Origin of the sequence: Thiofaba sp. EF100 (assembly GCF_039822285.1) — a bacterium.
Classification (GTDB): domain Bacteria; phylum Pseudomonadota; class Gammaproteobacteria; order Halothiobacillales; family Halothiobacillaceae; genus Thiofaba.
The window spans coordinates 251939-266641 of sequence record NZ_JBAJEY010000001.1; the positions used below are offsets into that span (position 1 = coordinate 251939).

General features: G+C 64.9%; 14 protein-coding genes. 7 read left to right on the plus strand and 7 right to left on the minus strand.

The window, feature by feature from the left end:
* Positions 1 to 2: 2 nt before the first annotated feature.
* From serS to dapB, 5 genes are all read right to left on the minus strand, one after another.
* On the minus strand, positions 3 to 1277 hold the full coding sequence (serS, locus tag V6D91_RS01250) for a serine--tRNA ligase (RefSeq protein ID WP_347317371.1): 1275 nt from the start codon (positions 1275 to 1277) through the stop codon (positions 3 to 5).
* Positions 1278 to 1358: 81 nt separating this feature from the next.
* Positions 1359 to 1835: a transcription elongation factor GreA gene (greA, locus tag V6D91_RS01255; protein ID WP_347317372.1), complete on the minus strand. Its 477-nt coding sequence runs from the start codon at positions 1833 to 1835 to the stop codon at positions 1359 to 1361.
* Entirely contained in the window at positions 1832 to 5065 is a 3234-nt protein-coding gene (gene carB / locus V6D91_RS01260; protein ID WP_347317373.1) for a carbamoyl-phosphate synthase large subunit, read from the minus strand. The genes greA and carB overlap by 4 nt, the downstream gene beginning before the upstream one ends.
* Positions 5066 to 5113: 48 nt before the next feature.
* Complete coding sequence (gene carA / locus V6D91_RS01265; protein WP_347317374.1) at positions 5114 to 6259, minus strand: glutamine-hydrolyzing carbamoyl-phosphate synthase small subunit; 1146 nt, start codon at positions 6257 to 6259, stop codon at positions 5114 to 5116.
* Between the two features lie 147 nt (positions 6260 to 6406).
* Positions 6407 to 7210: a 4-hydroxy-tetrahydrodipicolinate reductase gene (dapB, locus tag V6D91_RS01270; RefSeq protein ID WP_347317375.1), complete on the minus strand. Its 804-nt coding sequence runs from the start codon at positions 7208 to 7210 to the stop codon at positions 6407 to 6409.
* 151 nt (positions 7211 to 7361) lie between these two features.
* On the opposite strand from dapB, the gene V6D91_RS01275 reads away from it, so the two are divergent.
* Positions 7362 to 8189, plus strand: a complete 828-nt coding sequence (locus V6D91_RS01275) for a sulfurtransferase (RefSeq protein WP_347317376.1) — start codon at positions 7362 to 7364, stop codon at positions 8187 to 8189.
* Between the two features lie 6 nt (positions 8190 to 8195).
* Here the strand turns inward: V6D91_RS01275 and orn are convergent, their stop codons facing one another.
* Positions 8196 to 8726 (minus strand): oligoribonuclease, encoded by a 531-nt coding sequence (orn, locus tag V6D91_RS01280; RefSeq protein ID WP_347317377.1) that lies wholly within the window; start codon positions 8724 to 8726, stop codon positions 8196 to 8198.
* A 118-nt stretch (positions 8727 to 8844) separates the two neighbouring features.
* Here orn and V6D91_RS01285 point away from each other — a divergent pair, with 118 nt between their 5' ends.
* The 6 genes from V6D91_RS01285 (at position 8845) to V6D91_RS01310 (ending at position 14082) form a co-directional block, all read left to right on the plus strand.
* Entirely contained in the window at positions 8845 to 9132 is a 288-nt protein-coding gene (locus V6D91_RS01285) for a cytochrome c (RefSeq protein ID WP_347317378.1), read from the plus strand.
* Complete coding sequence (locus V6D91_RS01290) at positions 9129 to 9473, plus strand: 4a-hydroxytetrahydrobiopterin dehydratase (protein ID WP_347317379.1); 345 nt, start codon at positions 9129 to 9131, stop codon at positions 9471 to 9473. Before V6D91_RS01285 ends, V6D91_RS01290 begins: the two co-directional genes overlap by 4 nt.
* An 81-nt stretch (positions 9474 to 9554) precedes the next feature.
* Complete coding sequence (gene mgtE / locus V6D91_RS01295; RefSeq protein WP_347317380.1) at positions 9555 to 11000, plus strand: magnesium transporter; 1446 nt, start codon at positions 9555 to 9557, stop codon at positions 10998 to 11000.
* Between the two features lie 6 nt (positions 11001 to 11006).
* Positions 11007 to 11987 carry a ribosome small subunit-dependent GTPase A gene (gene rsgA / locus V6D91_RS01300; protein ID WP_347317381.1) on the plus strand — a complete coding sequence of 327 codons (981 nt, stop codon included), beginning with the start codon at positions 11007 to 11009 and terminating at the stop codon, positions 11985 to 11987.
* 48 nt (positions 11988 to 12035) lie between these two features.
* Complete coding sequence (locus V6D91_RS01305) at positions 12036 to 13157, plus strand: CapA family protein (protein WP_347317382.1); 1122 nt, start codon at positions 12036 to 12038, stop codon at positions 13155 to 13157.
* A 181-nt stretch (positions 13158 to 13338) separates the two neighbouring features.
* Entirely contained in the window at positions 13339 to 14082 is a 744-nt protein-coding gene (locus V6D91_RS01310; protein WP_347317383.1) for a DUF4395 domain-containing protein, read from the plus strand.
* A 264-nt stretch (positions 14083 to 14346) separates the two neighbouring features.
* On the opposite strand, the gene V6D91_RS01315 is transcribed toward V6D91_RS01310, so the two are convergent.
* Positions 14347 to 14691 carry a histidine triad nucleotide-binding protein gene (locus tag V6D91_RS01315; RefSeq protein WP_347317384.1) on the minus strand — a complete coding sequence of 115 codons (345 nt, stop codon included), beginning with the start codon at positions 14689 to 14691 and terminating at the stop codon, positions 14347 to 14349.
* Positions 14692 to 14703 lie beyond the last annotated feature (12 nt).

The following is a 14703-nucleotide window of genomic DNA, read 5'->3' on the forward strand; positions in this document are numbered from 1 at the left end:
GTTCAGTATCCCAGGTGCTGCTGGCCGCCCATGTAGGGCCGCAGGGCTTCGGGGATGGCGATGCGTCCGGCCTCGTCCTGGTAGTTCTCAAGTAAAGCGACCAGGGTACGGCCGACCGCGAGGCCCGAGCCGTTCAGGGTGTGCACCAACTCCGGCTTGCCCTCGGGGTTGCGGAAGCGCGCCTGCAGGCGGCGGGCCTGGAAGGCCTCGAAGTTTGAGCAGGAGGAGATTTCGCGGTAGGTATCCTGCGCCGGAAGCCAGACCTCGAGGTCATAGGTCTTGGCCGAGCCAAAGCCCATGTCGCCGCTGCACAGCAGCATGCGCCGGTACGGCAGACCGAGCCGTTCGAGCACGGTCTCGGCATGGGCGGTGAGCTCCTCCAGCGCCTCGTAGGAACGCTCGGGGTGGACGATCTGCACCAGCTCCACCTTCTCAAACTGGTGCTGGCGGATCATGCCGCGGGTGTCCCGCCCGGCGGATCCGGCCTCCGAGCGGAAGCAGGGGGTGTGGGCGACCATCTTCAGCGGCAGGGCGTCGAGGTCGAGGATCTCATCGCGCACCAGGTTGGTGACTGGCACCTCGGCGGTCGGGATGAGGTAATAGGGCGACTCGCCCGCGAGTTTGAACAGGTCGTCCTCGAACTTGGGCAATTGGCCGGTGCCGCGCAGGCTGTCCGCGTTGACCATGTAGGGCACGTAGACCTCCTGGTAGCCATGCTCGCGGGTGTGGAGGTCGAGCATGAACTGGATCAGGGCGCGGTGCAGGCGGGCGAGTTCGCTCTTGAGTACGACAAAGCGGCTGCCGGTGAGCTTGGCAGCCGCGGCGAAGTCCATGGAACCGAGCCCCTCGCCCAGGGCGACATGATCCTTCGGCGCGAAGGGGAAGCTTTTCGGCGTGCCCCAGCGCTTGATCTCGACATTGCCGGTCTCATCCGCCCCATCCGGCACGCTGGGGTGCGGGATGTTGGGCAGCTGGAGCATGAGGACGTCCAGCTGCTCGGCAATCGCCGTAAAGCGGGCCTTGGCGGCCTCCAGACGCTCGCCGAGGCTGGCCACCTCGTCCAGTAGCGGCTGCACGTCCTCGCCACGGGCCTTGGCCTGACCGATGGCCTTGGAGCGCGCATTGCGCTCGGCCTGCAGGCGCTCGGCCTCGGTCTGCGCGGCCTTGCGCTCGGCCTCCAGGCGTTCGATCGCGGCCGTATCGAGGACAAAGCCGCGCCGGGCAAGGCCCGCGGCCACGGCAGGAAGGTCGGAGCGAAGGAGTCTTGGATCGAGCATGGGGGCATCCTTGTAGGAGCGGCGTCCTCGCCGCGAAAAGGGGAGATCGCGGCGAGGGCGCCGCTCCTACATCAGCAGCAATCAGATGTGATGGACTTCGAGGATTTCGTAGGTGCGCTCGCCCGCCGGGGCCTGGAACACGATGGTGTCGCCGATGTGCTTGCCGATCAGGGCGCGGGCGATGGGCGAGTGCACGGAGATCAGGTTCTGCTTGATGTCGGCCTCGTCGTCGCCGACCAGCTTATAGGTGATCTCCTCCCCGCTCTCCTCCTCGAGCACGACCACGGTGCAGCCAAAGATGACCTTGCCGGTGTTCGGCAGCTTGGTCACGTCGATCACCTGGGCCATGGAGAGCTTGTGTTCGATCTCCTTGATGCGCCCCTCGATGAAGCCCTGCTCCTCGCGCGCGGCGTGGTATTCGGCGTTCTCCTTCAGATCACCCAGCTCGCGCGCCTCGGCGATGGCCTGGATGATGCGCGGACGCTCGACACTGCGCAGATGCTTGAGTTCTTCCTCGAGCTTGGCCGCCCCCTGGGCGGTCATGGGAATGCGGTTCATGCCTTCAATCCTTCATGCAGGTCCTGCAGACGGTTGACGTGAATCTCCTCGGCCAGGTGCTTGAGCGCCTGGCAGGTGGCGCGGGCGCCGGCGATGGTGGTGAAGTAGGCCACCTTGTGGTGCAGCGCCTCGCGCCGGATCGAGAACGAGTCGGCCAGGGCCTGACGGCTGCCGGAGGTGGTGTTGACGATCAGGTCGATCTCGTCGTTCTTGATCATGTCGACGATGTGCGGACGCCCCTCGATGACCTTGTTGACCACGCTGCACGGCACGCCGGCCTCTTCGAGGCTCGCGGCGGTGCCGCGGGTGGCGACGATGGTAAAGCCATGGGCGATCAGATCACGCGCCACGCCCACCGCCGCCGCACGATCCTCCTTGCGCACGCTGATGAAGGCGCGCCCGCCGGTGGGCAGATGGGTGCCGGCGCCCGCCTGGGCCTTGGCAAAGGCCTCGCCGAAGGTCTTGCCGACACCCATCACCTCGCCGGTGGACTTCATCTCGGGGCCAAGGATGGGGTCCACTCCGGCGAACTTGATGAACGGGAACACCGCCTCCTTGACCGAATAGAAGTCCGGCACCACCTCATCAAGCGTCCCCTGCTGCCGGAGGGTCTTGCCCACCATGCAGCGCGCGGCGATCTTGGCCAGCGGGCGGCCGATGGCCTTGGAGACGAACGGCACGGTACGGGAGGCACGCGGGTTGACCTCCAGCACGTAGATGTCCTCGCCCTTGACCGCGAACTGGGTGTTCATCAGCCCGACCACGCCCAAGCCCTTGGCCATCTTGCGGATCTGCTCACGCAGTTCGTCCTGGATGGCGGCAGAGATGCTGTACGGCGGCAGCGAACAGGCCGAGTCGCCGGAGTGCACGCCAGCCTGTTCGATATGCTCCATGATGCCGCCGATCAGCACATCCTGGCCGTCGCAGATGGCGTCCACGTCCAGTTCGATGGCATCGTCCAGGAAGCGGTCGAGCAGCACCGGGGAGTCGTTGGAGACCTTGACCGCCTCGCGCATGTAGCGGCGCAGGTCGTCCTCGCCGTGCACGATCTCCATCGCCCGGCCACCGAGCACGTAGGACGGACGCACGACCAGCGGGTAGCCGATCTCGGCAGCCAGGTGCACGGCCTCCTCGGCCGAGCGCGCGGTGCGGTTGGGCGGCTGGCGCAGGCCGAGGTCGTGGATCAGTTTCTGGAAGCGTTCGCGGTCTTCGGCGAGGTCGATGGAGTCCGGGGTGGTGCCGATGATCGGCGCACCGGCCTTCTCCAGGTCGCGGGCGAGCTTGAGCGGGGTCTGGCCGCCGTACTGCACGATCACGCCCTTCGGCTGCTCGAGGTCGATGATCTCGAGCACGTCCTCCAGGGTCAGCGGTTCGAAGTACAGGCGGTCGGAGGAGTCGTAGTCGGTGGACACGGTCTCCGGGTTGCAGTTGACCATGATGGTCTCATAGCCGTCCTCGCGCATGGCGAAGGCGGCATGGACGCAGCAGTAGTCGAACTCGATGCCCTGGCCGATGCGGTTCGGGCCGCCGCCGAGCACGATGATCTTGTCGCGGCTGGTCGGACGGGCCTCGCACTCCTCCTCATAGGTGGAGTACATGTAGGCGGTCTGGGTGGCGAACTCGCCCGCGCAGGTATCGACGCGCTTGTAGACCGGGCGCACGCCCAGGGCATGGCGGCGGGTACGGACACACTTCTCGGTATCGTTCAGCAGGCGCGCCAGACGCCGGTCGGAGAAGCCCATACGCTTGAGTTCGCGCATCTCCTCCGCGGAGAGGCTGTCGAGATCGCGGCCCTTGAGGGCGTTCTCCGCGCGCACGATCTCCTCGATCTGGATCAGGAACCACGGGTCGATGCGCGAATGTTCGTGGATCTCTTCCCGGGTGAAGCCATGACGGAAGGCATCCGCCACGTACCACAGGCGGTCCGCGCCGGGCATGCGCATCTCCTGGATCAGCTTGGCGCGAAGCTCCTCCGACGGCAGGGTGGCATCGACGATCTCATTGAGGCCATCCATACCGGTCTCAAGGCCGCGCAGCGCCTTCTGCAGGGATTCCTGGAAGGTGCGCCCGATCGCCATCACCTCGCCCACCGACTTCATCTGGGTGGTGAGGCGATTGTTGGCCTGCGGGAACTTCTCAAAGGTGAACCGCGGCACCTTGGTGACCACGTAATCGATGGACGGCTCGAACGAGGCCGGGGTGGCGCCGCCGGTGATGTCGTTCTTCAGTTCGTCCAGGGTGAAGCCCACGGCGAGCTTGGCCGCGACCTTGGCGATCGGGAAACCGGTGGCCTTGGAGGCCAGGGCGGAAGAGCGCGACACGCGCGGGTTCATCTCGATCACGATCATGCGCCCATTGGCCGGGTTGATCGCGAACTGGACGTTGGAGCCGCCGGTCTCCACGCCGATCTTGCGCAGCACCGCGAGGCTCGCGTTGCGCATGATCTGGTATTCCTTGTCGGTCAGGGTCTGGGCCGGGGCCACGGTGATGGAGTCGCCGGTGTGCACGCCCATCGGGTCGAGGTTTTCGATCGAGCAGACGATGATGGCGTTGTCGGCCCGATCCCGCACCACCTCCATCTCGTATTCCTTCCAACCGAGCACGGACTCCTCGACCAGAAGTTCGCGGGTCGGGGACAGGTCCAGGCCGCGGCGGACGATCTCTTCGTACTCCTCGCGGTTGTAGGCAATGCCGCCGCCGGTGCCGCCCATGGTGAAGGACGGACGGATGATGACCGGGTAGCCGATCTGCGGCTGGACCTGGAGGGCCTCCTCCAGGCTGTGAACGATGAAGGACTTCGGCGTGTCGAGGCCGATCTCGGTCATCGCCTCGCGGAAGCGCTCGCGGTCCTCGGCCATGTCGATGGCATCAGCGGTGGCGCCGATCAACTCCACGCCGAATTTGGCCAGCACGCCCTCGCGCTCGAGATCCAGCGCGCAGTTGAGCGCCGTCTGACCACCCATGGTCGGCAGCAGGGCGTCCGGGCGCTCCTTCTCGATGATCTTAGCGACGGTCTCCCAGTGGATGGGCTCGATGTAGGTCGCATCGGCCATCTCCGGGTCGGTCATGATGGTGGCCGGATTGGAGTTGACCAGGATGACGCGGTAGCCCTCCTCGCGCAGGGCCTTGCAGGCCTGGGCACCGGAGTAGTCGAATTCGCAGGCCTGACCGATGATGATCGGGCCCGCGCCAATGATGAGGATGCTCTGGATGTCTGTGCGTTTCGGCATGGCGATCTGTCTGCTGGGGCGTCGAGGCGAGGAATCGGCACCGTTGGATCAACGGTGCTTGCGCTTGCGCATATCCTCGATGAAGGGCTCGAACACGGGGGCCACATCGTGCGGCCCCGGACTGGCTTCCGGGTGACCCTGGAAGCTGTAGGCCGGCTTGTCGGTCAGGCGAATGCCCTGCAGCGAGCCATCGAACAGTGATTTGTGCGTCGCCTTCACATTCGGCGGCAGGGTGGCCTCGTCCACGGCAAAACCGTGGTTCTGGCTGGAGATCATGACCCGTCCGGTTTCCAGATCCTGCACCGGATGGTTGGCGCCATGGTGACCGAACTTCATCTTCACGGTCTTGGCGTTGCAGGCCAGGCCGAGGATCTGGTGGCCGAGGCAGATGCCAAACAGCGGGATGTCGGTCTTCAGGAGCTCGCGGGTCGCCTGGATGGCGTAATCGCAGGCGGCGGGGTCGCCGGGGCCGTTGGACAGGAACACGCCGTCCGGCTTCATCGCCAGCACCTCGGCCGCCGGGGTCTGGGCGGGCACCACGGTGACGCGGCAGCCACGATCGACCAGCATGCGCAGGATGTTACGCTTCACGCCGTAATCGTAGGCGACCACGTTGTACTTCAGGTCGTCCTTCGGGCCCGGCTGGTTCAAGGTCTTGGCATCCCAGCTCGGCTCGGCCCAGACGTAAGGTTCTCGGGTGGAGACCACCTTGGCGAGATCCATGCCGTTCAGCCCCGGGAAGCCGCGCGCGGCCTCGACGGCCCGGGCCGCATCGATGCCCTCCCCCGCCATCAGGCAGCCGTTCTGGGCCCCCTTCTCACGCAGGATGCGGGTCAGCTTGCGGGTATCGATGCCGGCAATGCCGACCACGCCGTGACGCTTGAGGTAGGCTGGCAGGCTCTCGGTCGCACGCCAGTTGCTGTGCAGGCGCGGCACGTCGCGGACGATCAGCCCCGCCGCATGGACCCGAGGATCCTCTTCATCCTCCGGATTGACGCCGACATTGCCGATGTGGGGATAGGTCAGGGTCACCATCTGGCGACTGTAGGAAGGATCGGTCAGGATCTCCTGGTAGCCCGTCATGGCGGTGTTGAACACCACCTCACCTACGGACTGGCCGTCGGCGCCCACGGAATAGCCGTGGAATACGGTGCCATCTTCGAGCGCAAGCAAGGCGGGGGTCTTTTCAAACATGGCTCTGCACACACAAAAACGGGACGATTCGCAAGTTCGCGGACCATCCCGTCAGTCACTGAAAATTTTTGAAACTATAGCAGATGGGCCTTTCATCGTCCATGTGAATGGATGATGAACGTGATTAATGGCCCGTTCGCTTCAGCATCAGCGCAGGTTCAGCACATCCTGCATGTCATACAGCCCCGCCGCCTGCCCCTTGAGCCAGTGCGCGGCATGCACCGCGCCACGGGCGAAGGTCTGCCGGCTGGAGGCCTTGTGGGTGATCTCCACCCGCTCGCCGATGCCAGCGAACAGTACGGTGTGGTCACCGACGATATCCCCGCCGCGCACGGTGGCGAAGCCAATGGTCTTCGGGTCGCGCTCGCCGGTGATGCCCTCACGGCCGTAGACCGCGCACTGCGCAAGGTCGCGGCCGAGGGCATGGGCGACCGCGTGCCCCAGCGCCAGTGCCGTGCCGGACGGCGCATCCACCTTGTGCCGGTGATGGGCCTCGATGATCTCGATGTCGTACCCCTCACTGAGCACGCGTGCGGCCATGTCCAGCAGTTTGAGGCATAGATTGACCCCCACGCTGAAGTTCGCGGCCAGCACGATCGGGATGTGCCGGGCGGCCTGCTCGATGGCCGCGCGCTGCTCGGGGCTAAAGCCCGTGGTGCCGATCACCATCGGCGTTCCGGCCGCCACGCACAGCGGCAGGTAGTGCATGGTCGCCTCCGGGCGGGTGAAGTCGATGACGACATCGGTGGTGGGGAGCACGAGGGCGAGGTCATCCTGGATGCGCACGTTCAGCGCGCCCACGCCGGCGAACTCGCCCGCGTCGAGGCCGAGGAGCGGACTGCCGCTGCGGTCGATGGAGCCGTGCAGGCGAGCCTTGTCGGAGGCGGCGAGGGTTTCGATCAGCGCGCGGCCCATGCGGCCGCTGGCACCGGTGATGGCAACATTGATCATACGATGGTCCTGTTCGATTTCGTCCGAATCTTAACAGGATGCACCCCGCGGCGCCCGGCCGCCAAGCGAAGGCCAAGCGAAGGATTGGGACCACGGGACGGCCCTGCTAACCTTTCCCTCAATTTCCAAAAGCCACCGAAGGATCTTGCCCATGACCGCTCCGCGCGCCGAGCTGCCCCCCTTGCTGATCGAGACCCATGAACTGAACGCCCTCCTCGGCCGGGACGACATCCTGCTGGTGGACATGACCGCACTCGAGCAGTACCGCTGCGGCCACCTGCCGGGCGCCATCCATCTGGACTTCACCGACATCACTGCCGAGCGCCCACCCGCCTCCGGCCTGTTGCCCACCCCCGAGCACTTCAATGCCCGCATGCGTGCCCTGGGGCTGCGCGAGGGGATGCACCTCGTTGCCTACGATGAGTGCGGCGGGCTGAAGGCCTGCCGCCTGCTGTGGACCTTGCACACCTTCGGTTTCACAGCCGTGTCCCTGCTCAATGGTGGCTTGGAGGCCTGGCAGGCCGAGGGGCTGCCGCTGGAGGCAGGCGAGATTGTCCCTGCACCCTCCATGATCGAACTTCAATATACCGGCGCCGGGGTGTGCACGGCGGAAGAGATTCTGCAACGTCTCGGTCAGTCCGACGTGGTGCTTCTGGACGCACGCAGCGCGGGCGAGTTTCTTGGCCACGACGTCCGCTCCGCGCGCGGCGGACGCATTCCCGGCGCAGTGCATTTCGAGTGGTCACGCGCGCTCGATCCGCTCAGCCACCACCGCTTCCGCTCGCCGCCCCTCCTGCGCGACGAGCTGGCCGCGGCGGGCATCACCTCGGACAAGGAGGTGATCGCCTACTGCCAGACCCATCGGCGTTCCTGCGTCTCCTGGTTCACCCTTCGCCTGCTTGGCTTTCCGCGAGCCTATGGCTACCCCGGCGCATGGTCGGACTGGGGCAACCGGCCCGAGCTGCCCCTGGAACGCTGACCCGGCTCACTTGAGGATACGCTCCCGGTAATAGCGCAGTTCGTCGATCGAGGCGCGAATATCGGCCAGGGCCAGGTGCACATCGACCTTCTCGAACTTCGGCACCCCGAGGTACCAACGCTGGGCCAGTTCCTTGAGGGTGCTGACGTCCAGATTGCGGTAGTGGAAGAAGGCCTCCAATTCAGGCATGTGGCGGGCGAGGAAACGGCGATCCTGACAGATGCTGTTGCCGCACATCGGTGAGCTTCGGGGCGCGACCCACCGCTTGAGGAAATCCAGCGTGGCGAGTTCCGCGGCGCGCGTGTCCTGGGTGCTCGCCCGCACCCGGGCGGTGAGGCCCGAGCTGCCATGCTGGCGCTGATTCCACTCATCCATGCCGGCCAGCACCGCCTCTGGCTGATGCACGGCGATCACCGGCCCCTCGGCGAGGATATTCAACTGCTCGTCGGTCACCAGGGTGGCGATCTCGATGATCGAGTCCCGATCCGGATCCAGGCCGGTCATCTCAAGATCGATCCAAACAAGGCGGTTTTGCATGACGTGTCCTGTTGATTGATAAATAAAATGCGGGCATGACTAAAAAGCTTTGTCTCTCGTCCCCCACGGCCATGGTCTACTCTCTGACTCGGATATTGTTCCCCAAAGGAGATGCATGATGCGCCACACCCTCGTCCTGTCCGCCGCAGCCCTCACCGCCACCCTCCTGATGGCCCCCGCGACTCAGGCAGCCGACCTTGCCCTCGGCAAGAAGCTCTACAGCGAAAACTGCGTCAAGTGCCATGGGGCGGAGAAATATTCCCGGCCCGATCGCAAGGTGCACAGCATGAGCACCCTCAAGACCTATGTCCAGGGCTGCGCCACCAACCTCAGCCTCTCCTGGTTCGAGGATGAGGTGGATGCGGTAGCGGCCTACATGAACAAGGAATTCTACAAGTTCAAATGAACATCACCCCGCTTGCGCAGCGCCACTGCCTGACGCCTCGCGGGGCGCTCGATCACCTTGGCGCGGAGCGGATCGGGGAACTGCTCGGCCAGCTGCACCCCGACTGGCGGCTCGGTCCGCACGGCGACGCCATTGTGCGTGAGTTCCGCTTCCGCAATTTCCGTGAGACCATGCTGTTCGCCAACGTGATCGCCTGGATGGCCGAGCAGGAAAACCATCATCCCGAACTGCGTCTTCGGTATAATGCCTGCGCGGTTCACTACCGAACCCACGATGTCGGCGGACTATCGGAAAACGACTTCATCTGTGCCGCCAAAATCGACGCCTTGGTTACCCTTTGACCGGTGATATCCGGTTCGACACGGGGGGCTGCCCCAGCGCCGGGCAGCCCCCCGTAGTTTTTGGCCTTGAGGAGCATCGGCATGAGCGAGGAGAATCGCACCTCGGATCGCATCCCGGAACTGGTGCGCGAGATCCGCGATCTCCTCGAGCGCCAGCGACTGGTCGAGCAGTTGATCCATCGCCAGGAGACCCTGCCGGAGCGTAACGATCTGGTCGAGACCCTGGTGCACAAGCAGCACCTGGCCGCCCTGTCCACCAAGCTCGAGACCCTGCACGCCGCCGACATCGCGCGCATCCTCGAGATGCTGCCGCTGCAGGACCGCCTGGTGGTCTGGGACCTGGTGAAGGCCGACATGGACGGCGAGGTGCTGCTGGAGGTCTCCGATGCGGTGCGTGAGTCGCTCATCGAGGCGATGGACACCCACGAGCTGGTCGCCGCGACCGAGCAGCTCGGCACCGACGAGATCGCCGACCTCGCGCCCGACCTGCCCGACGAGGTGGTGCAGGGCATCTACAAGACCCTCAACCCCGAGGAGCGCGAACAGCTGCGCATTGCCCTCTCCTATCCCGAGGACTCGGTCGGCGCACGCATGGACTTCGAGATGGTGAGCGTGCGCGAAGACGTCACCGTCGAGGTGGTGCTGCGTTACCTGCGCCGCCTGCGCGAGCTGCCCGACCACACGGACCAGCTGTTCGTGGTCGATCGCGATGAACACCTGCGTGGCGTGCTGCCCCTCAACGCGCTCCTGGTCTCCGACCCGGACACCGAGGTCGGCAGCATCATGAATGCCACCCCCAAGCGCTTTAGCCCTGACGACGCAGCGCGCGCGGCCGCCGAGGCCTTTGAGCGTTACGACCTGATCACCGCTCCGGTCGTCGACCGCGACGGCGTGCTGGTCGGGCGGCTCACCGTCGATGCCATCGTGGACTACATCAAGGAGCGTCAGGACATCGAGCGCTTGAGCCAAGGCGGTCTGCGCGAGGAGGAGGACATCTTTGCCCCCATCTGGAGCAGCGTAAAGAACCGCGGCCCCTGGCTTGGCCTCAACCTGATCACCGCCCTCATCGCCTCGCGCGTGATCGGCCTGTTCGAAGGCACCATCGAGCAATTGGTCGCCCTTGCCACCTTGATGCCCATCGTCGCCGGCATGGGCGGCAACATCGGCAATCAGACCATCACCATGATCGTGCGCGCGCTGGCCACCGGCCAACTCAACCAGCACGATATCCGCGGCCTCTACTTCAAGGAGGTGAAACTCGCGCTGATCAACGGTGCGGTGTGGGGCGGCATGATGGCCCTCATCACCTTCCTGCTCTACCAGGATGCCCCGCTGGCGGGGGTGATGATGCTGGCGATGACCCTGAACTTCCTGGTGGCCGCCCTCATGGGCGTGACCATACCTGTCCTGCGTGCCCGCTTCGGGCGCGACCCCGCCCTCGGTTCGAGCGTGCTGATCACCGCCATCACCGATACCGGCGGCTTCTTCATCTTCCTTGGCCTGGCCACCCTGTTCCTGCTGAAGTAAGGCCCCATGAGCAAGCGCCGCCTGAGCGACCGACAAAAGCGTCACATCCAGCAGCGGCGCGCCCAGGAGGCCGAGAACCTTGCCCTACGTCCGGGCCTCGTCGTCGCTCACCATGGCAAGCAGGTGCTGGTCGAGGATCCCGAGACCGGCGCGCGCCATCCCTGCTCCTTCCGCCAGACGCTGGGAGGGGTGGTCACGGGCGACCGGGTGCGCTGGCAGATGCATCCCGACGGCAAGGGCACGGTCGAGTTCGTCGAGCCCCGAAGATCGGTCCTGATCCGGCCGGACACCCTGGGCAAGCCGCGCATGATGGCCGCCAACATTGACCAAGTGCTGATCACCCTCTCCCCGGTGCCGGAGCCCAACCCCAGCGTGATCGACCGCGCCATCGTCGCCGCCCTCGACCTGCCTGCCCGCCCCATCCTGCTGCTCAACAAGATCGACCTGCTGGATGACGAGGAGCGCGAGCAGATGCGCGACTTCCTGCGCGAATGGACAGGCCTTGGCATCACCGCCCTCGAACTGTCCGCCAGCACGGGCGCGGGTCTGGAGGCCCTGAAGGCCATGCTGGACGGGCACGAAAGCCTGTTCGTCGGCCTATCCGGGGTGGGCAAGTCGTCCATCGTGCGCGCCCTGCTGCCCGAGGGCAGCGAGGTCGCCGTGGGCGAGATCTCCGAACACAGCCTGGAAGGCCGCCACACCACCCGCACCAGCACCCTCTACCACCTGCCCGATGGCGGAGACGTGGTGGATGCCCCGGGCATCCGTGACTTCGGCGTGTGGGCCATGACTCCCGAGGCCGTCCTGCGCGGCTTCGCGGAGATCCAAGAGGCGGCGCAGGCGTGCCGGTTCGCCAACTGTACCCACCGCATGGAGCCGGGATGCGCGGTCAAGCAGGCGGTAGAGGACGGCCGCATCAGCGCGCGGCGCTACCAGAGTTATCTGGAACTGATGGAGCTGGCATCGAGCAAGCCCTGGGAAGGCTGAAGCCGCCCCTGCTAAGCTCCATGGACAGCGACGCCTCCGGGGGAGCACATGGGCGAGCATCAAGGGCACCTCATCACCCTCTGCCTGACAGGGGACGTGATGACCGGGCGCGGGATCGACCAGATCCTCCCCCACCCCTGCCCGCCCAGTATCCACGAGCCCGCCATGGACTCCTCGCTTGGCTACGTGCGCCTGGCCGAGGAGGCCAGCGGTCCTATCCCACGCAAGGTCGATCCCACCTACCTCTGGGGCGATGCCCTCGCCGCACTGGAGCGCCTGCGTCCGGACCTGCGCATCATCAACCTCGAGACCGCGGTCACCACCTCGCAGGACTGGGAGCCCAAGGGCATCAACTACCGCATGCATCCCGCCAACCTGCCTTGCCTGCAGGCGGCCAAAATCGACTGCTGCGTGCTGGCGAACAACCACGTCCTCGACTGGGGCGAGGCGGGACTGATCGAGACCCTCGCCAGCCTGCGCGATGCCGGGCTGGCGACGGCCGGGGCCGGGCGCGACACCGCGCAGGCCGCCACCCCAGCCATCCTGCCCCTGCCCAAGGGCGGCCGCGTGCTGGTCTTCGCCTGGGGGGCGGAGAGCAGCGGGATTCCACGCCGCTGGGCGGCCGCCCCGGACCGTCCGGGTGTCAATCTCCTGCCCGACCTCTCCAAAGCTACCCTGGAAGGGATCACGGAGCAGATCGCATCCTTCCGGCGCCCCGGCGATCTCGTGATCGCCTCACTCCACTGGGGTCCCAACTGGGGCTACCGCATCCCGGAGGAACACCGCCGCTTCGCCCGGGGGCTGATCGATCAGGCCGGCGTGGACCTCGTCCACGGCCACTCCAGCCACCATCCCATCGGGCTCGAGCTCTACCGCGAGCGGCTGATCCTGTACGGCTGCGGCGACCTGCTCAACGACTACGAGGGCATCGGTGGCTATGCGTCCTACCGGGGCGAACTCAGCCTGCTCTACCTTCCCGTCCTCGAACGATTCTCTGGCCACCTCATCGCCATGAGCATGCTTCCCATGCGCATCAAACGCTTTCGCCTTCAACACGCCTCGGAAGAGGAAGCGGGGTGGTTGTGCAGGGTGCTCGAGCGTGAAAGCAAGGTACCCGGCCACGCCTTCATACTCACAGAGACCAGCCAACTGCAGCTACGCAGAACCTAGCGATCAGAATGCTTGGCCGTTGCGGACCACACCTCGTGTTCACGCATTTTTTACATGGAAATGTCTTCTGGATGACTATCTTGCATAAGAAAGTTCAATTAGGGATTTCTTATAGACGGCCCCAGCTTCTGTTAGCCTACGAAATTACTTTGCCATTCGTACCGTTTCAGGAGGTGGAGTCATGTTACAGGCACTGAAGAACCTATGGTTTCGTGACCCTTCCGAAACCCCTGTCTACATCAACGACATTGCGGTACGCATTCGCGCCGGTATGCTCCTGTTCATCCCACTCTACATGGCGCTGACCTTGTGGGATGCCATCTATGGCACCAACTGGATCGTCGACGGCAACAGCATCGTCGACACCTACGAGACGGACTGGGATGGTCACACCATCTACTCCGCCCAGGTCATCAAGCGCACCTGGGAATACACGACCCAGACCTGGGTGCTGTTCTACGCCCTGTTCGAGATGCTGGCGGGCATGTTCGTCTTCACCTCCCGCCTCTCCCCCACCATCCTGATCGCCAGCCTACTCGCCCAAAGACAGGCCCCCGTCTGGAAACCCCTGGTTCCGAAACGCTTTGCCTGGAGCATTGGCGCAAGCTTCATCGTCGTCTGCCTGGTCTTTTTCAACCCGGTGCCGGTGGCCGAATTCGTCAACCGCATCGCGGGAAGCGCGGTGCTGCCGGAAACCGAGACCTTCATGCCCTACTGGATTCCGCTGGTGCTGGTCTGGGTCTGCCTCGGGTTCATGTGGCTCGAAGCCATCCTGGGCTTCTGCGTGGGCTGCAAGGTCCACGCGCTCCTGGTGAGGATGGGCGTGATTAAGGAGGCCTGCGAGGCCTGCAATAATATCGACTGGGATGAGATCAAGCGCCGCCACCAGGCCCGACAGCATTCAAGCCGCCCCGGCGAGACATGACGACCTCCGGCACAGGAGAACCTGTGCCGTCCAGGTCATGGAAAGAGAAGGGGGAGCCGAATGCAGACTGTTTCAAAAGGGCTGTCCTGCCCTTTTCAAACTCGCCTCGTCGCGGTACACGCCCGCGACGGGCTCCGAGAATCAATCACTTATTGTGATTGATTCTCGCGCGAGCCATCCATGGCTCGCATTTCCAGGCTGTGTCAAAGGCTTTTGACACAGCCTGGAATGGTTCCCCTTCCTCATTCAGGCATTGCGAGCTTTTCAGCCCGGCGGCCAGGTCATCTGGCGGCCGGCCAAGAGGTGCAGGTGCAGGTGATAGACCTCCTGTCCGCCGTGCCGGTTGCAGTTGAACACGGTGCGGTAACCGTCCTCCGCAAAGCCCATCTCGCTCGCCAACCGCTTGGCCACAAGGTAGAGCTTGCCAATCAGCGGCGCGTCCTCAGGCTGGAGATCGTTGAGGGTCGCGATCGGCTTCTTCGGGATGATGAGGATGTGCACGGGCGCCTGCGGGTTGATGTCCCGGAAGGCCAGCACCTCGTCGTCCTCGTAGACGATCTGGGCAGGGATTTCCTTGCGGATGATCTTGCTGAAAATGGTTTCGGCCATCGTCGTTCCTCG